The sequence below is a fragment of the Paenibacillus sp. FSL R7-0345 genome (assembly GCF_038595055.1).
Lineage (GTDB): Bacteria > Bacillota > Bacilli > Paenibacillales > Paenibacillaceae > Paenibacillus_AQ.
Genome location: NZ_CP152002.1, coordinates 2,638,862 through 2,655,870, shown reverse-complemented (window position 1 = coordinate 2,655,870; position 17,009 = coordinate 2,638,862). Strand labels below are relative to the sequence as shown.

The window sequence follows — 17,009 nt, the reverse complement described above, 5'->3', positions numbered from 1 at the left end:
ATAGGTAATCTTTTACAAATAATAACCTGCTCAAATTTCCCGTTCAATATCCGAATGATACGGTACCGCGGATTTCCCTATCCGTCTAACCATTATAAAAGCTGCTGCAACCAGGATAATGAGAACCGCCAGCAGCTGCGAGGTCCGGATATTTTCTCCTGCCTTCATCGTCCCCCAGCCCAAGAAGCTTACCGGGCTCCATAATGCTTTTAACAGATCTGCAAGCCATTCCGGTCCGGCAAAGGACAGGCTGTCTGTACGGACTCCTTCTACATAGAAGCGTCCGATGGAGTACCAAATGAAATAACCCATAAAGAGTTCACCAGCTTTCAGAAAGCGTCTCCGCCGCAGGAACAATAGCAGAATAAGTCCGGTTAAACTCCATACCGATTCATATAAAAAGGTTGGATGGTAGTACTGGCCGTCTATGTACATCTGCTTCACGATAAAAGAAGGCAAGTGCAAACTGTTTTCAAGAAATCCCTGCGAAACAGGACCGCCGTGGGCCTCCTGATTGACAAAATTTCCCCAGCGCCCGATCATTTGCCCTGTAATTAATCCGGGTGCACAAATGTCGGCAATTCTCCAGAAATGATATCCTTTTCTCTTTGTGTAAATGACCGCTGCAATTACTGCACCTATCAACGCACCGTAAATCGCGATACCGCCGTGCCAGATCATGAATATTTCAGCCAGGTTATTCTTATAGCCATCCCACTCAAAAGCCACGTAATAGATTCTGGCACCCACTATGGCAGAGGGAAGTCCAATCAGCAGCAGATCGTAGAAAAATTCTTTTGCTAGCCCAAACCGACTTCCCTCACGAATAGCAAACATTAACCCCAGAAGAGCACCAATTCCAATAATGATCCCGTACCAGTGTACTGAAAGCGGCCCTATGGAAAAAGCAATCGGGTTCAGCATACCGCTGGTCACCTCCTTATTATTTTGTCAGATGATTCATTAAAACAAAACAATTCCGCCTACCGCCGACAGGAGAATCACTGCAAACGGATGAATTTTATACCGGATTACCGCAATCAGACTAGCCCCGCAAATCAGCAGCATCCCCAAGGCCGGCCAGCTCAGCCAGTCCCCCTCTGTGCTTCCTATGAAGAAATGAATGGCAGCATATGCGATGAGGCCGGCAATAATGGGACGTAATCCGTAAAAAGAGGACCGTACCCAGTTATTGCTGTGCATCCGCAGAAAAAAAGCCGTCAGCAGGATGACAATCAGGAGCGACGGCAGAATAATGCCGATGGTAGAAACAGCTCCGCCCAACAGACCCATTTGCGAATAGCCGATCAGCGTGGCTGTATTGGTTGCTATGGAGCCCGGGGCCATTCCCGCCATGGCAACCAGCTCCTGAAAATGCCCTGCGGTAACCCAGCCTTTTTCAGTAATTTCACGTTGAATCAGCGCAATCACCGCATACCCTCCGCCAAATGAGATCAATCCAACCTTCAGGAACAATAAAAATAATTCCAGTAACATGCTACCAGCACCTTCAGATGTAATATTCAAGATAATTCAAATCAGGCTGCTGGTCCTTCACCTGCTTTTCTGTTTGGGCTGAAAGACCAAGCACCCTTTTGACCGCAATAATCGCTACTCCTGCAACCGGTCCGCCCAGGATCAGATAGAAGGAGTGGAGCGGTGTGAACAGCAGCAGCAGAACAGTGATAGCAGCGATCAGCAACGTGGGGATATCCATAATTGATGCCTTGCCTATTTTAAAAGCGGCCACAATAATTAAAGCGACCACTGCAGCATGCACACCTTTGAGGGCAGCCGCAACTTTGGGAACGTCCTGAAACAGCATGCCTAAAATGCTCAGGATCAGCACGATCAGAAAAGTGGGCAGCGTAATGGCAAATACTGCAACGACGGCCCCCGCGACACCCGCCAGCTTATACCCTACAAAAGCAGCCGAGTTAACGGCGACTCCTCCAGGGGCAGAACCCGCGACCGAAACCATATCCCCGATCTCGCCCGGCTTCAGCCAGCCCTTTTTATTCACAATCTCCCGCTCAATGGCTGCAATCATCGCATATCCGCCTCCGAAGGTCGAAGGCCCCAGTTTTAAAAAAAGGATGAATAACTGCAGCAAAACGATAATCTTTTCCTTTTTCCGTACGTTCATTGCAAAACCTCCGTAACTCCTATTGCCCCGTGTGCCTTATCAGCTTATAAATTATAACATGTTAATTCCATTTTGGATAAAAGTATATTCACATTACGTAAATTCTCTTGAATTTTCTCAGACTGCAGACTTACAAATCCGCTTTCCGCATGAAAAATAATCCATCTTTAATTCAAAATGAAATTAACTTCATTATTCCTATATCAATAACTGGATAAAACCCGTTTTATCCGCTATACTCTAAATATCCCGACCTATCCACTAGGAAATGGAGCAGATTATTAATGCCTAATCCTTCACTCTATTCTATTAAAAAGCAAATCTATAACCGGATCGCCTACCTGGGAACGGTCTCCAAAGCAGATCTACTCGAGCATTTCTCCATTACAAGCAGCAGCATGACCCGGATTCTCGAAGAGCTGCTGGCGCAGGAGCTGATCCTTGTTTCCGGACTGGGTACATCAACCGGCGGGCGTAAACCGATTCTTTTTCAGGCCAATCCCTCATACCGTTATTTACTGGGACTGGATATTTCGCGGATCAGCTCATCCCTTGGCTTGTTCGATCTGCAGCTTAACTGTTTATCCTCTGTACACTGGGAGATGAGTCCTGAGCTTTCGCCTGAACGCCTGATTGAACTTGTAGTAAAAGAAACAGCTATCCTGCTGCAAAAGCACCATATACAATATGAACAGTTATTAGGTTTGGGAATCGGGGCAGTCGGTCCGCTGGATTCAAAAACAGGGGTCATCCTGAAGCCAAAATATTTTTTGTCTGATGCCTGGAGCAGTGTGCCTATCTGCAGGCTGTTTGCAGAACGGATGCAGCTTCCGGTCAAGCTTGATAACGGGGCTAACACCGCATTATTGGCGGAGCACTGGGCACTCCGGGATGAAGCCTGCAAGAATATGCTGTATGTCCACGCAGGCGTTAATATCAGGTCATCCATTATGTCCGGGGGGCAGATTATCCGGGGCACTGCTGATACTGAGGGAGCCATCGGCCAGATGATCATTCAGACAGGCGGGCGGAGACTCGGGGAGACGGGAAATTACGGTGCACTCGAAGCCTATGTGTCCCTCCCTTCATTGGAGGAACGCATACAGTCCCAGCTGCGGATCGGCCGTGAAAGCTCTCTGCCGGCTGTTCCGCCTGAGCATATTACCTTTCCTGCTCTGCTCGAAGCCCTGGAACGTAATGACTCTTTTGTCCGGGAAATGTTCCTTGAAACAGCTTCCTACCTGGGCGTCGGGCTTGCCAATATGATTAACACGCTTCTTCCGGAATATGTTATTGTCGGCGGGGCACTCGTTAATGCTGATCCCCTGGTCTATGAAACAGCTGTAAACGTGGCACGGAAAAATATATTTGACTCCCCAAGCTATCATCCTGTATTCACTCCCGGTATTCTTAGAGAAGAAAGCGCTATGACTGGTGCAGCGCTTCAGCTTCTGCAGGATCTGGAGATATAAACAAGTCCGCACTACCAGTTGGAGCAAAGTTTATTTCCCGTAAGGGTTTGACTTTGCTGAAACTATATCGTATTATTTGAATATAGTGATATATCCACATGGGAGGAATACCATGAATCAGTCCGCTTTTTCCAATAGTGATTCCAGGCAATTTAACGAACTGGCTGAATTATTAAAAGCTTTGTCTCACCCTGTCCGTCTGTGCATTGTACGCGGTCTGATGCGCAAGAAAAAATGCAATGTATCCTATATGCAGGAATGCCTGGATCTTCCGCAGTCGACAGTGTCCCAGCATCTGCAGAAGCTGCGCAGTGCAGGCATTGTAGAAACCGAGCGCAACGGCCTGGAAGTGAACTACGTGCTTGCTGATCAGCGGATCGAACAGATTATACCTATTTTATTCGGAGAGGAAGATTGTGAATCATGAGCAAGAAAGTATTGATTGTGGGCGGAGTTGCCGGAGGTGCCTCCGCCGCAGCCCGCCTGCGCCGGCTCGATGAGCATGCCGATATTATTCTTTTTGAGAAAGGCCCCTACATCTCGTTTGCCAATTGCGGCTTACCCTATTATATAGGTGGTACAATTGCAGACCGCGAACGCCTGCTGGTTCAAACCCCTAAAGGCATGGCAGACCGTTTCCGGATTGATGTGCGGATTCAGAGCGAAGTCATAAGCGTTGACCCTGTCGCACGTACGGTCCAAGTCCAGAGCGGGGAACGGGGACGATACGAAGAAAGCTATGATGAGCTGATCCTGTCACCGGGTGCCCGGCCCATCATTCCCGATCTGCCCGGAAAGGACCATCCGCTCATTCATACCGTCCGCAACATTCCGGATATTGACCGTATCAAAGAACTCATTACTTCTCATAACAACCAATCTTCTATTGTAATCGGCGGCGGATTCATCGGTGTTGAAATGGCCGAGAATCTAAAGGAAGCCGGATTAGCAGTGACGCTGGTTGAAGGAAACGGGCAGCTGCTGGCACCATTTGATCCGGAGCTGGCAGCACCCATTGCCCGGGAAATGGAACAGCATGGCATAAATCTGCTATTCTCAGAGCGTGTCCAGGGCTTCCATTCCCTCAATCAAGGTATTGGTGTAGAGCTTGCAGGCGGCCGTATGCTGACTGCAGATCTGGTCATTCTGGCGATTGGGGTTACTCCGGACACAGGTTTTCTGCGGGGCAGCGGAATCGGGCTTGGCGAACGCGGACATATCCTTGTAAATGAAGCACTGGAAACCAATCTTCCGCATATTTACGCTGCAGGCGATGCCATTGAGGTTACGGATTTCATTCATGGCACCAGAACTGCCGTTCCGCTTGCTGGCCCTGCCAACAAGCAAGGCCGGATCATTGCCGACCGGATTGCCGGACTCGATTCTGTCTATAAAGGAACCCAGGGCTCCTCTGTTATTAAGGTATTCGGACTTACCGGAGCAGCAACAGGCAGTAATGAGAAGACATTGAACCGTCTTGGCGTCAGCTATCAGACAGTCGTCGTACATCCAGGGTCACATGCCTCCTACTATCCCGGCGCAAGTCCGATAACCCTTAAACTGCTGTATACGCCGGAAGGTAAAATTCTTGGCGCACAGGCAGTCGGCTATGACGGGGTAGACAAGCGGATTGATGCTATTGCGACAGCCATTCACTTTGGCGGTCAGGTCAGCGATCTTGCCGAGCTTGAGCTGTGTTATGCCCCTCCTTACTCATCTGCCAAAGATCCGGTTAACATGGCCGGTTATGCAGCAGAAAATAATATAGCCGGCCGTGTGCAGCTGTATACGTATGACCAGCTTCATTTACGCGAGCCGGAGCAAACGATCCTGCTGGATGTACGCAGTGCTCTGGAGCATCAGAACGGGCACATCCCTGGTTCATTATCCATACCGGTAGATGAGCTCCGTGCGCGCATGCATGAGCTGGATGCCTCTAAAGAGATATGGGTCTATTGTCAGGTTGGCCTGCGCGGATATACAGCTACCCAAATTCTGCGGCAGCATGGTTATCAGGTAAAAAATCTCAGCGGCGGATATAAAACGTACCGGGAGTCGCAGTATAAGCCCGCTCCATTCTCCGGACCGGATGGCGGCAGCGGGACAGATCATAAGAACAACGGCATTGCTTCTGCTGAAAGAGAACCTGCTTTTCAGATAGACAACGATTTAAACGTATGCGGTTTAAGCTGTCCCGGCCCGTTAATGCAGGTCAAGCAGGCCATGGATCAGCTTGCTGAAGGCCAGACTCTCCGTGTACAGGCATCTGATCCGGGCTTCTATGAGGATGTGAAGGCATGGGCGGCCATGTCCGGCTCACAGCTTCTTCAGCTGGACCGGGGAAAGGGTGGAACTATTGAGGCGATAATTGCGAAGAAGACGCCGACCCCTTCCCCTCAATCAGAAGTTACTTCTGCTGCAGAGCCTGCAAGTACCATGGTTGTCTTCAGCGGTGATCTGGATAAAGCAATCGCCTCTTTTATCATAGCCAACGGAGCTGCTGCCAGCGGCCGTAAAGTAACGATGTTCTTCACCTTCTGGGGACTAAGTATATTACGCAAGCCTCAGCCCCCATCTGTTTCAAAAACCATGCTTGGCCGGATGTTTGACATGATGCTGCCGGGGAGCAGCCGCAAGCTGGGCTTATCTAGAATGAACATGCTCGGTGCAGGTCCGAAGCTGATCCGCAGCATCATGTCGGCCAACAATGTTGCCTCACTGGAAGAGCTCATTCAGAGCGCAGCTGCACAGGGAGTAGAAATGGTGGCCTGTCAAATGTCTATGGATGTTATGGGTATCCGGCAGGAGGAGCTGATGGACGGGATCAAAATCGGCGGAGTCGGTTACTATTTGGGTGAGGCGGCCTCAGCGAACCATAATCTGTTTATCTAAAAGGCGGCTATATCTTTGGAGTGCCTAAGGGGGGATCATTGCTTCGTCCTCCCCTTGGCCCTAAAGGTGATAAACCAGACTAAAGGCAGCAGGATGTTAAAGAAAATAACACATGTCGGCCACACGGCCGTAATCTCTGCAATAACAGACGGATTATCCCAGACCAGCATGGCCAACGGGATGCTCAAAAGCGCTAACGGGGGCAGCAGCCGCTGGTGATTTTTGAGCTCAAATAATTCAGCAAGACCCTGTGTACATATGTAGTAGGTAAAAATCATACGGTAGAACATCACGATGAACCAGATCACCGTTACTGCAGTCTCAATCCGTTCATAGAAACCGCCTACGGTAACGGTCTTGGCTGCAAACTGGCTGGCATAAGGGATATTCTGCGGCAGATTCTCACCGAGTACGGCTATTACCATAACAGTCAACAGCAGCAGACCCAGACCAGTCAGCCAGGTGCTGTGCCAAAGGGCTTTACTGTAGGTCTTCTTATTTTTTATACAAGATGCCAGAAAAAGGCTTAACGCAATTTCACTGTTCGGATAAGCCAGAAACATTACTGACCCATGCAGGACAGGACGGATTCCGTCCTCCTTTACAGGCAGGAAGTTGTCCCACTCCGCACCATGAAGCAGGGACAGCAGCAGCACCGCCAGCAGAAAGCCGGCAATGGGAAAGGTCAGCTCGGCCGATTTGGCCACAGCTTTAATCCCCTTAAACAGGCAGTACATCATGGCTGCCAAAATAAGGATATAGATCGCAGAAGGCGGCGTTTCAATATAGAGATCAGTGCTTGTAAAATCACCCAGGCTGCGCATGGTCAGCACAAAGATGTGAAAGGGCACGAAGAAAAGCCAAAGAGCGAGCAGCGCTTTTCCGAACCCTTTTCCGAAAGTCCGGTTTAAGTACTTGCCTACCGTATCTCCGTTCATCTGCTTGAAAATCCCCGTAAATAGCGGAATTAGAAGTATTTGCAGACAGACCCCGAGCAATATGGACAGCCATGCATCCTTTCCGGATACACCGATTAGTGAAGAAGGGAGACCCAAAAGGGCGCTTCCCCAGTAATTTAACGTCAGCAACAGTGCCAATTCACGAGCGGTCAATATGGGCCTCCTCTCTCTTCTCCGGCTTGCTATCCCATTCCAAGAGCCCTATTCACCATTTGGAACAGCGTTATGTAGGGCCGCATCAGTACAGGCTCGATCCACTTTTGAGCATAAATGATATTCATCGCCAGCGCACATCCGTACAATCCGTGAAGGACGAGCTTTTCCCGCCACGCCCTTCCAGCCTTATGAACGGGCAGCCACTGCAAGACCCACAGCAAAGATGTGACTACAATCAATAAAAGGTTCATTCCAAAATCCCTTTCTGGATCGGGTTAACAATTCTGCCCCGGCCCTTAATCTCATAGTTAACGACGACTTCAACCTCCATCCTGCTGAACATACGGTCCCAGTCTTCTTTCCATACCCTCCATTGCTTCGGGTATTTATGATGAAATTTCTGTCCGAAACCGAAAATGTCGGATGCATAACGGGTTTGCACTTCCTTAATGCCATGCTCAATGAGTTCCCTGGTCTTCCTGCCGGCCAACTCCCCTACCTCTTTAAGCACCTTGCGGTCATTTAGATCCAGCTTACACTCCACTTCAGCGATATTGGCTTCAATGGAAACCTCAACGGTTGCCGAGGGTCCGCCCGCTTTCAGTCCGGGAATGATTTTGGTGCGGGAATTGATCAGCTCCATAACAAACTTCCCTTTTTGATTCGGACAATCTACTTTGCCTACCGTTGATTTGACTTTTCCTGTTACATAGTTATAAGCCTTGCTGTCACTCTCATTCAGCCAGCCCAGCAGGACATCATCTTTCATGACCCCTATGCCTGAATATTCAAATTTAGCAGGGCTGTCCAGAACGGAGATATTGTCTTTGCTCATCCCCTTTTCTATGTCCCCCACGACCTTAAGACCAGTCAATACCGCCTGCTGCCCTTCTGTATTAAACCACTTCATCAGATCAAGCAGCCGGACCGCCGCTGTCGGCGCCCATACCTTTTCCGATTCATTCAGGGAATCAAACATGTCCCGGGCAGGCATTTGCTCCAGCGGGGTCAGTATTGACAAGGCATCATGTGCAGTGCCGTTGCGGACGATAACCACATTGAAGTTGGGCCGCACCTCATGATCCCGGAACAGAAAATCAAGTGAATCCAGCACCCCCTCTCTGGCAATGGACTCATCAATCAGCAGAATGCTTAAATGGGAAAGATATATTTTACGCGGCAGCTTAGTGGTCAGCTTGCGCAGCGCCTCAATCACTGTACTCTCCTCAGTAGCCATAACCAGGGCGGGCGGGCCGTTTGCTCCGCCCGCACCCGAAGCGGCCTGGCGGGGAGCAACAATCTGCGTGGTGACGAGGTACCCGTTCTCCGTCTGGTCGATGCCCAGACCGATTGACACCGCCAGCTCATTCAACTCTTTGCGGCTCCAGCAGCCGGACAGCACCAGTGTCATCAGTACGGCTGTCCATACAACCAGCACAGTTCTTTTCATGCCGATTGTCTGCCCTTGGTTTTTTTGAGCTTGTTGCGAAGCCAGTAAGGCGCCCTGATTAGACCGTCAACCTGTTCATTCTTCAAGTAAGGCGCGTAAGGCCGCATATAAGGAATACCCATGGAATCAAGACTGCACAGATGCACCGCCAGCGCACAAAAGCAAATGGTCAGTCCAAAAATACCGAAAGAGGCCGCTACCCCCATAAATAGAAAGCGCACCAGCCGGAAGGCAATCGACATATTATATGCGGGAATGACAAAGCTTGAAATGCCGGTAATGGCAACCACAATGACCATTGCTGCCGATACAAATCCGGCATCCACAGCCGCTTGTCCTACTACGATGGTTCCTACAATAGAGACAGCCTGTCCGATATTACGCGGCATCCGGATGCCCGCTTCCCGGATAATTTCAAAAGTGATTTCCATCAGGATCGCCTCTACGAATGCCGGAAACGGGACACCCTCGCGCTGGAACATCAGGCTAAGCAGCAATTGAGTGGGCAGCAGGTCCTGATGGAAGGTAGTGATTGCGATATAGATAGCCGGAGCTATAAGGCTGATCCCGCCCGCAACCATACGCAATATCCGGATAAAGCTGGCGAACAGATAAGGCTGGTAGCTGTCTTCAGCAGATTGAATAAAGTCCAGAAACATAGAGGGCAAAACAATTGCAAAGGGGGAGCCGTCGACAAACAGGGCAATCCGTCCCTCTGAAAGGCCTGCGGTCACCGTATCCGGCCGTTCTGTGTTCAGCACAGTAGGGAAAATAGTCCCTTTATTACTCTGCAGATATTCTTCGATATACTCCCCCTCCAGTACCGTCTTTAATGTCAAATGATCAATCAGCTTCCAGACCTGATCCAATAATTGCTGCTCCGCAATACCGTCGATGTACATCACGGAAATATCAGTCTGCGTCATCTGCCCGGCGGTATGTGTTTCAATACGCAGCCGTTCGTTCTTCATTTTACGACGGATCATCGTAGTATTGGTGCGCAGATCCTCGGTGAATGCCTCCTGGGGTCCTCTAATAACCGCCTGGGTTTTGGGTTCCTCAATACTGCGTTTTTCATAGCCTTGTATGGATAGGGATAACCCCTGCACATACCCGTCAATCATCAGCAGCAGGCAGCCTGTGAGGACAGTTCGTACCGCATGCGGGAAATTATCTACCGTGCTCACCTGACCCACCGGCAGAATTTCCCTGGAGAACAGCTCAATCAGATCGGTTTCCAAAGGAACCAGTCCGATATTCTGGATAGCCGGAATGATACTTTCCTGCAGCGTCTGATTATCCACCATCCCGTCCAGATAAACCAGCCGGATCTGACAGTCCGTAATGTCCTTTTCCCCCTGTGTTCGTCCTACCCCAAGTGAGCGGACCGTCAGATCGGAACTCTCCCCCAGGATACGGGTGATGATGGAAGCGTTCAGCGATGAATCCGCTCCCAGCGGACCGCTCACTGCGTTCTGCTCCTTATCCCGGTTGCTTTTCTGATCATTGCTTCTCATGGATAATCCCCCTTGGCCGTTCTCCTGATTCTGGTAAGGGTAGTGTTGCCAGAACCAATGATTTCATGCAAAATCCCGCCAGCTGAAAGCTGACGGGATTATACACAAACTCAATGCTGAGGAGCATTTAAGCAAGCAAACTCTTTACCTCTGTGATAAATGATTCCACGGCCGAATCTACAGGATAAGCATAGACCCCATGCTTCGTATGCAAATATAGCACACCATGCCCTTGTCCAAGATCCCTGAAGGAAACATCAAATATTTCTGCCAGCGGAAATTCCCGGTAAGCCGATTCAATCCGGTTAGCATACAGGCAGAGTGACCGCTGATGAACTACGGTCTCGATACTGTCAGCAGTTACAATCCGTTCAACTTTATAGTATGGCTGAGTGGCTATAATCACTGATTCTCCTCCTAGTCACCGGATATATGCTGAAAGGCTTCAATATACCGCATTGCGCATAAATCCCCTTTCATTACGCTTACGGGGTTAGCTGACGGATTCGGGCCGAAAGAGAGCCCTACTCGATTGCTCGAGATTCACCCCGGAATTGGTGGTTCCCCCGCTTCCTTTTATGGTATTTAGCGTTTACTTAATCTTAACGGTTATCTTCACTGCGGTTCTCCTGCGGGGATTTCAGGTCATCCCTGACGCTTCCGCGCCACAGCGGCACACCTGAACGGTAGGCCGCCCTGCCGTTCAGGTGCCCCGCAACCGGAGAGGTGATAAACACAAACAGGATCGCGAGCAGCAGCTTAATGCTGATCGTGCCGTCCGCGAAAAGAAAGTACAGAAATGCGCCTCCCAGGACGCATAAAACACCAAACGTCGCACTTTTGGTTGCCGCATGTGAACGCAGGTACACATCAGGCAGCCGGACTAAACCAAACGCACTGAGTCCGCAGAAAATGGCACCCGCCAGAACGAGAATTTTGCCGAGCATTTCAACGATCATGCTGTTCACCTGCCTCCTCTTCGATCACAACGCCGCGTTCAATATATCTGGCCAGTGCCGTAGTTCCAATAAAGGTAAGAATTCCGATCACCAATATAATTTCCAGGAAATCCTGTGTGTCCAGCAGCATACAGACCACCGCAATGATTGCCAGCACATGAATGCCGATTGTATCCAGTGCGGCAATCCGGTCAGAGCGGGTCGGCCCTTTCAATAAACGGAACAAGCAGGCGAGCAGTGCGAGGGCCAGAATGACCAGGGCAGTCATTAATATCGGCTCGTTCATCCACGGGTCACCTCCATGATCGTTTGCTCAAAGCTCCTTCTGATTTGCAGTACCATCTCCTCAGCATCCTTAATATCAATGGCATGGATATAGAGGATTTTGTTGTCTGCTGAAACATCGAGTGTTAGGGTTCCCGGAGTCAGACAGATCAGGCAGGACAGCAGAGTGACCTCCCACGCTGAAGACAGCTTGGTCTCATAAGCAAATATCCCGGGGCGTATGGCCAGTTTAGGCCGGATAATATGACCGATGACTACAAAGTTCGAAATCGTCAGCTCCCGGACAAAAATAAGCAGCAGCTTCACCACAGCCCATAAGCGTCTGAGGTAAAACGGAGTATGACGCAGCCTCCGCAGAAGCAGCAAGATAGCAACACCAAGCAAATAACCGAGGATGAAGCTGGAGACAGAAAGATCATTATTAATAAACATCCACAAGAAGGCAATTAACAGGTTAAGCAGAATTTGCAGAAACATTCCCTCTACTCCTTCATCACGGATTCAATATAAAGCGCCGGGGTGGACAGGACTTCACCGGCTTGAGATACATAAGTATATACGGCCTCCGATTTAAGGCCCATCAGAATAACAAGCAGCAGCAGCAGGACGGCTGCCACGGCTGAGGTCCCTTTCATGCCCCTTTTTGTCTTTGGCACAACAATCTCAGGATCATCACCCCAAAAGGCCAGTCTGAATACTTTAATCAGCGAATAGAGCACTAGAAAACTTGATCCAAGACCAATGAGTGCAAGCGTAAGCATTCCGGCATCCAGAGCGCCGCGGATAATGAGCAGCTTTCCTGCAAAGCCGCTCAGCGGGGGAATCCCGACCAGTGCCAGTGCCAGTATAAAGAACATCCAGCCCAGCAGCGGATACCGTCTGATCATTCCGCCCATACCGGCAAGCCGGTCAGTTCCTGCTGCTGTAATAATCATCCCGCCGAGAATAAACATGAGCGCTTTTGCCAGCATATCGTGCAGCAGATAGAACACTGCACCGTTCAGGGAATCTGCGGTTCCCGCAGCCAAACCAAAGGCCACGAACCCCACACTGATAATGACGTTGTAATTCAAAATCCGCGGAATATCCTTGTAGGCCACGGCTCCGAGTCCGCCCAGGATCATTGTTGCTGCGGCCATCCAGGCAATCCAGTCTCCTGTAAAACCGGGGTCGTTCACAAACAGCAGTGTGAAAGTACGTATAATCGCATACAGTCCCACCTTGGTCAACAGCGCTCCGAACAACGCCCTGACTGCAGCCGGAGGCGCACTGTATGATCCAGGCAGCCAGAAGAACAGGAATAGTCCAGCCTTCAATGAAAAGACAATAAGAAACAAAATGGCAATTACGTTCAGCACACCGTTCTGGCCGGCTTCCGCGATCCGCAGGGACAGATGCGCCATATTGAGGGTACCGACCGCAGCATAAAGATAGGCGACTGCAGCAACGAACAGCGTAGAGGACACAATGTTAATCAGCAGATATTGGGAGGTTTCACGCAGCTGAAGCCGGGTACCCCCGAGTGAAATCAAGGCATATGACGATATCAGCATAACCTCAAAGAACACGAACAAATTGAAGATGTCACCGGTCAAGAAAGAGCCGTATACTCCGACCAGCAGAAAATGAAAAAAAGAATAATAATAAAACCGCTCCCGCTCTGCTCCAATACTGGAGAAGGAGTACAGCAGGATGGCAAAGCTGACCAGTGAAGCCATCATGACCAGCAGCACGGCAAACATATCACCTACAAACACAATGCCGTAAGGCGGAGCCCAGCCCCCCATCTGCAAGGTTTGTATGCCTTCAGAATGTACGCGTTGCACTAAAAATACGGATATAAAAAGATTCAGTAAGCCGCTGGTTGTACTGATTCCGCGTTGCAGCCTGATTTTCTCCTTGAAGAAAATCAGAATAACCGCAGTAGCCAGGGGAATCAGAACCGGCAGCACCAGTAAATTGCTCATTCCTTCTCCTCCTTGATGCTGTCTATTTCATCCGTACCCAAGGTCTGATAAGACCGGTACGCAAGCACAAAGAAGAATGCCGTAACACCAAAGCTGATTACAATCGAGGTAAGGATCAATGCCTGCGGAAGCGGATCTACATAAGTATCTGCTGTACCGCCCAGTACGGGCGCCGCGCCCTTCTTGAGTCCGGCCATGGTAAGCAGCAGCAGATGGACACCATGCGTCAGCAGGGATGTGCCCAGCACAATGCGCAGCAGGCTCTTCGACAGAATGAGATAGATGCCTATAGTAAACAAAATGCCTACCGCCACAGCCATCAGGAGTTCCATTGCTTATCCCCTCCGATCGATAAAATAATATTCATGGTGACACCTACAACGGCCAGATATACACCAAGGTCAAACAGCACGGCAGTCGCAAGCTCCGTATCTCCAAGCAGAGGCAGATCAAAGTGCCCGAAAGCATGGCTCAGAAAAGGCGCTCCGAACAGGAAAGAGCCCGAGGCTGTAAGGATAGCCAGCAGCAAGCCGACTGCTGTAAGCAGACGGTAATTGACCGGGAGTGCCTTGCGGACCTGCTCCATTCCAAAAGCAATCGTCATCAGCACAAGCGCTGCCGAAGTCATCAGCGCCCCGATAAACCCGCCTCCCGGATGATTGTGGCCGGCAAAGAACAAATAGAATGAGAAAACAATAATAATAAGGACAATTCCCTTGGACATCGTCTGCAGAATCACATCATTGCTCCGCAGCTGCCGGGCAGAGCCGGCTTTGCCGTCCGGCTGCTGAAGAGAAACCGGGTCCATTTTCAGCTGGATCAGACCAAAAATGGACAGTGAAGCAATGCCCAGCACCATAATTTCGAACAAGGTATCGAAACCGCGGAAATCCACGAGGATGACGTTGACGACATTTTTTCCTCCGGCCGAGCTGTAGCTTTCCTTCAAAAAATATTCCGAGATTGGTTCAAAGGGGCTGCTGCCCATTGCAGCAAGAGCAATCAGCGTTACTGTAATGCCGCCTCCCAGTGCAATAATCAGATTAGGCAGCTTGAAGCGCAAAGGCTCCTTCTGTTGCTTCAGCTTCGGCAGAAACCGGAAGCAGAGCAGGAACAGTATGACAGATACGGTCTCTATGATCATTTGTGTAAGTGCAAGGTCGGGTGCCCGGAAAAGTACAAACAGCAGTGTGACCATATAACCGGTGCCGCCTGTAAACAGGATGGCATTAACCCGTGACTTGGCAAAAGGCACCGCAAATGCTGCCAGGAGCATAACCGCCACTACGGCCGTTTCATAAAAGGATAAGTCGGCATATTGCCCCATTCCGAAGTGTATACCCTGCTGCGACAGCAGAACAGCCAGCAGACTAATTGTAAAAAAGCTGAAGATATACAGCAGATAATGCCGGTTGGAGCCGGTCATATAAGCATCGGTCAGGCCCTTTGAACCTCGTTCAAGTAGCTTAAGAGAGCCGTCATAGAGCCGGTTAAGAAGATTGCCCCCTGATGCTTCACGATCCTGTATTCGAAGGCGGCTGTAGCTTACAAATAGCAGGACACCGGCGGCAATTACGCCCAATGTCATGAATATCTCCGGAGTAAAGCCATGCCAGAAATGAATGGATACTTCAAAGGCTTCACCTGATCCTAGCAATCCGGTATGAATGGAAGCCAGCGCCTGTTTAATCAGCGGCCCTGAGACCAGCCCCGGGAAGAAAGCAAACACGACAGCTAGTGATATCAAAATCACCGGGGACAGTAAAAGCCCCAGCGGAGCCTCGTGCGGGACTTTATCCAGCTTCTCCTGCCGGAGCTTGCCGCCAAAGGTTTTAAAGACGAAAATCATGCTGTACACAAAGGTAAATACACTGGCAACCCAGGCGATGACAGGAAAGAGCTTTATCCAGTATGCCGAGCTGAGGATATCAAAACTGCGGATATTCAGGACGGCTGTAAAAAACATCTCTTTGCTGAGGAATCCGCTGAAAGGCGGCAGGCCCGCCATGGAGAATGTCCCGATGACCGCTATGGAAAAGGTGACCGGCATCAGCGACATCAGCCCGCCCAGCTTACGGAGATCGCGGGTTCCTGTCTCATGGTCAATAATGCCTACCACCATAAACAGGCTGCCTTTGAAGACGGCATGGTTGATAAGGTGGAAGACCGCAGCTGTCGTTGCCATCGTGTAGAAGGCTGCTTCTCCTGTACCGGTAAAAAAGGCTGCTGCGGACCCGATCCCCAGAAGGGACATAATCAGCCCTAATTGACTGATGGTCGAGTAGGCCAGCAAAGCCTTGAGATCGGTTTGGCGGATAGCCTTAAATGATCCGTAGATCAGAGTGACCAGGCCCGTCAGCGAGACGATCCAGAACCATTCCGCTTGCCCGGCAAATAACGGAGTGAGCCGGGCCACCAGAAAGATCCCGGCTTTAACCATTGTAGCGGAGTGGAGATAGGCACTGACTGGCGTCGGCGCTTCCATCGCATCAGGCAGCCAGATATGGAACGGAAACTGGGCAGATTTGGTGAAAGCACCTAGCAGAATAAGCAGCATAGCCGGGATAAACATAGCATGGTCTGCCAATCCGCCGGCCTGGGCAATAATTTCACGTATACTGTAAGTGCCGGTCATTACATACAGCAGATTGAAGCCGGCAAACATCGCCAGTCCGCCAAATACAGTAATCAGCATGGACTTAAGCGCCCCGTAGGAGGATTTTTCCCGGCGGTGCCAAAAGGCGATCAGCAGGAATGAGGAAATGCTGGTAAGCTCCCAGAATCCGTAAAGGACAATCAAATTATCCGACAGGACAACACCCAGCATTGCTCCCATGAACAACAGCAGGTAAATATAGAATTGGCGGATACCCTCCGTCTGCTTATTCAGATAATAGATGGAATACAGAATAACCAGTGCACCCATTCCGGTAATCAGCAGGACAAAGAGCAGACTAAGTCCATCCAGAATCATGGTTAAATCCACCCCGAAGGACGGCATCCACGAATAGCTGTCCTGAAGAATATCGCCGGCCTGGACAGGCGGAATCTTCGTCAGGAAAAAGATAAAAAGACCCGCGGGCAGGGGCAGGACGAGCCAGCCTATATGAAAGCGCGGGCTCTTGTTAATCAGCAGCAGCAGTAACGCCAATAAAAATGGAAGCAAAATAATAGTGAACAACACGGCTCAGCAGCCCTCCTTTTGT

At 50.1% G+C, this 17,009-nt stretch carries 16 protein-coding genes and 1 riboswitch; of the genes, 3 read left to right on the top strand and 13 right to left on the bottom strand.

Going from position 1 to position 17,009, the window contains the following annotated elements:
• Positions 1–30: 30 nt before the first annotated feature.
• From lgt to NST84_RS11060, 3 genes are read right to left on the bottom strand one after another with little or no spacing between them, the layout of a single operon-like run.
• Positions 31–924 (bottom strand): prolipoprotein diacylglyceryl transferase, encoded by an 894-nt coding sequence (gene lgt / locus NST84_RS11070; protein ID WP_342565619.1) that lies wholly within the window; start codon positions 922–924, stop codon positions 31–33.
• Between the two features lie 39 nt (positions 925–963).
• Entirely contained in the window at positions 964–1,497 is a 534-nt protein-coding gene (locus NST84_RS11065; RefSeq protein WP_342565618.1) for a chromate transporter, read from the bottom strand.
• 13 nt (positions 1,498–1,510) lie between these two features.
• Positions 1,511–2,146, bottom strand: a complete 636-nt coding sequence (locus NST84_RS11060) for a chromate transporter (protein WP_342565617.1) — start codon at positions 2,144–2,146, stop codon at positions 1,511–1,513.
• 284 nt (positions 2,147–2,430) lie between these two features.
• Between NST84_RS11060 and NST84_RS11055 the strand changes: the two genes are divergently transcribed.
• The 3 genes from NST84_RS11055 (at position 2,431) to NST84_RS11045 (ending at position 6,510) form a co-directional block, all read left to right on the top strand.
• Positions 2,431–3,618, top strand: a complete 1,188-nt coding sequence (locus NST84_RS11055) for an ROK family protein (protein WP_342565616.1) — start codon at positions 2,431–2,433, stop codon at positions 3,616–3,618.
• A 112-nt stretch (positions 3,619–3,730) separates the two neighbouring features.
• Entirely contained in the window at positions 3,731–4,045 is a 315-nt protein-coding gene (locus NST84_RS11050; RefSeq protein WP_342565615.1) for a metalloregulator ArsR/SmtB family transcription factor, read from the top strand.
• Positions 4,042–6,510, top strand: a complete 2,469-nt coding sequence (locus NST84_RS11045) for a DsrE/DsrF/DrsH-like family protein (RefSeq protein WP_342565614.1) — start codon at positions 4,042–4,044, stop codon at positions 6,508–6,510. Before NST84_RS11050 ends, NST84_RS11045 begins: the two co-directional genes overlap by 4 nt.
• A 35-nt stretch (positions 6,511–6,545) precedes the next feature.
• On the opposite strand, the gene NST84_RS11040 is transcribed toward NST84_RS11045, so the two are convergent.
• The 10 genes from NST84_RS11040 to NST84_RS10995 all read right to left on the bottom strand — a co-directional run bounded on the left by NST84_RS11040 (position 6,546) and on the right by NST84_RS10995 (position 16,987).
• Positions 6,546–7,607 carry an endospore germination permease gene (locus tag NST84_RS11040; RefSeq protein ID WP_342565613.1) on the bottom strand — a complete coding sequence of 354 codons (1,062 nt, stop codon included), beginning with the start codon at positions 7,605–7,607 and terminating at the stop codon, positions 6,546–6,548.
• A gap of 265 nt (positions 7,608–7,872) precedes the next feature.
• The gene (locus NST84_RS11035) at positions 7,873–9,075 is read right to left on the bottom strand and encodes a Ger(x)C family spore germination protein (RefSeq protein ID WP_342565612.1); all 1,203 of its coding nucleotides are present in this window, start codon (positions 9,073–9,075) and stop codon (positions 7,873–7,875) included.
• Positions 9,072–10,592: a spore germination protein gene (locus tag NST84_RS11030; protein WP_342565611.1), complete on the bottom strand. Its 1,521-nt coding sequence runs from the start codon at positions 10,590–10,592 to the stop codon at positions 9,072–9,074. The genes NST84_RS11035 and NST84_RS11030 overlap by 4 nt, the downstream gene beginning before the upstream one ends.
• A 127-nt stretch (positions 10,593–10,719) precedes the next feature.
• Positions 10,720–10,998: a hypothetical protein gene (locus NST84_RS11025; RefSeq protein ID WP_342565610.1), complete on the bottom strand. Its 279-nt coding sequence runs from the start codon at positions 10,996–10,998 to the stop codon at positions 10,720–10,722.
• A 60-nt stretch (positions 10,999–11,058) separates the two neighbouring features.
• Positions 11,059–11,193, bottom strand: a riboswitch (cyclic di-AMP (ydaO/yuaA leader).
• A gap of 1 nt (position 11,194) precedes the next feature.
• A complete protein-coding gene (gene mnhG / locus NST84_RS11020; protein WP_342565609.1) occupies positions 11,195–11,551 on the bottom strand; it encodes a monovalent cation/H(+) antiporter subunit G in 357 nt (118 codons plus the stop codon).
• Positions 11,541–11,837 carry a Na(+)/H(+) antiporter subunit F1 gene (locus NST84_RS11015; RefSeq protein ID WP_342565608.1) on the bottom strand — a complete coding sequence of 99 codons (297 nt, stop codon included), beginning with the start codon at positions 11,835–11,837 and terminating at the stop codon, positions 11,541–11,543. The genes mnhG and NST84_RS11015 overlap by 11 nt, the downstream gene beginning before the upstream one ends.
• Positions 11,834–12,313: a Na+/H+ antiporter subunit E gene (locus NST84_RS11010; RefSeq protein ID WP_342565607.1), complete on the bottom strand. Its 480-nt coding sequence runs from the start codon at positions 12,311–12,313 to the stop codon at positions 11,834–11,836. Before NST84_RS11010 ends, NST84_RS11015 begins: the two co-directional genes overlap by 4 nt.
• A gap of 5 nt (positions 12,314–12,318) precedes the next feature.
• A complete protein-coding gene (locus NST84_RS11005) occupies positions 12,319–13,803 on the bottom strand; it encodes a Na+/H+ antiporter subunit D (RefSeq protein ID WP_342565606.1) in 1,485 nt (494 codons plus the stop codon).
• Entirely contained in the window at positions 13,800–14,135 is a 336-nt protein-coding gene (locus NST84_RS11000) for a Na(+)/H(+) antiporter subunit C (protein WP_342565605.1), read from the bottom strand. The genes NST84_RS11005 and NST84_RS11000 overlap by 4 nt, the downstream gene beginning before the upstream one ends.
• Complete coding sequence (locus NST84_RS10995; protein ID WP_342565604.1) at positions 14,123–16,987, bottom strand: Na+/H+ antiporter subunit A; 2,865 nt, start codon at positions 16,985–16,987, stop codon at positions 14,123–14,125. Before NST84_RS10995 ends, NST84_RS11000 begins: the two co-directional genes overlap by 13 nt.
• Between the last annotated feature and the right edge of the window lie 22 nt (positions 16,988–17,009).

Coding starts and splice junctions, on each gene's coding strand:
- NST84_RS11045 (WP_342565614.1), top strand. CDS start 4,042: ATGAGCAAGAAAGTATTGATTGTGGGCGGAGTTGCCGGAGGTGCCTCC.
- NST84_RS11015 (WP_342565608.1), bottom strand. CDS start 11,837: ATGAACGAGCCGATATTAATGACTGCCCTGGTCATTCTGGCCCTCGCA.
- NST84_RS11000 (WP_342565605.1), bottom strand. CDS start 14,135: ATGGAACTCCTGATGGCTGTGGCGGTAGGCATTTTGTTTACTATAGGC.
- mnhG (WP_342565609.1), bottom strand. CDS start 11,551: ATGATCGTTGAAATGCTCGGCAAAATTCTCGTTCTGGCGGGTGCCATT.
- NST84_RS11050 (WP_342565615.1), top strand. CDS start 3,731: ATGAATCAGTCCGCTTTTTCCAATAGTGATTCCAGGCAATTTAACGAA.
- lgt (WP_342565619.1), bottom strand. CDS start 924: ATGCTGAACCCGATTGCTTTTTCCATAGGGCCGCTTTCAGTACACTGG.
- NST84_RS11065 (WP_342565618.1), bottom strand. CDS start 1,497: ATGTTACTGGAATTATTTTTATTGTTCCTGAAGGTTGGATTGATCTCA.
- NST84_RS11060 (WP_342565617.1), bottom strand. CDS start 2,146: ATGAACGTACGGAAAAAGGAAAAGATTATCGTTTTGCTGCAGTTATTC.
- NST84_RS11030 (WP_342565611.1), bottom strand. CDS start 10,592: ATGAGAAGCAATGATCAGAAAAGCAACCGGGATAAGGAGCAGAACGCA.
- NST84_RS11035 (WP_342565612.1), bottom strand. CDS start 9,075: ATGAAAAGAACTGTGCTGGTTGTATGGACAGCCGTACTGATGACACTG.
- NST84_RS11005 (WP_342565606.1), bottom strand. CDS start 13,803: ATGAGCAATTTACTGGTGCTGCCGGTTCTGATTCCCCTGGCTACTGCG.
- NST84_RS11010 (WP_342565607.1), bottom strand. CDS start 12,313: ATGTTTCTGCAAATTCTGCTTAACCTGTTAATTGCCTTCTTGTGGATG.
- NST84_RS11055 (WP_342565616.1), top strand. CDS start 2,431: ATGCCTAATCCTTCACTCTATTCTATTAAAAAGCAAATCTATAACCGG.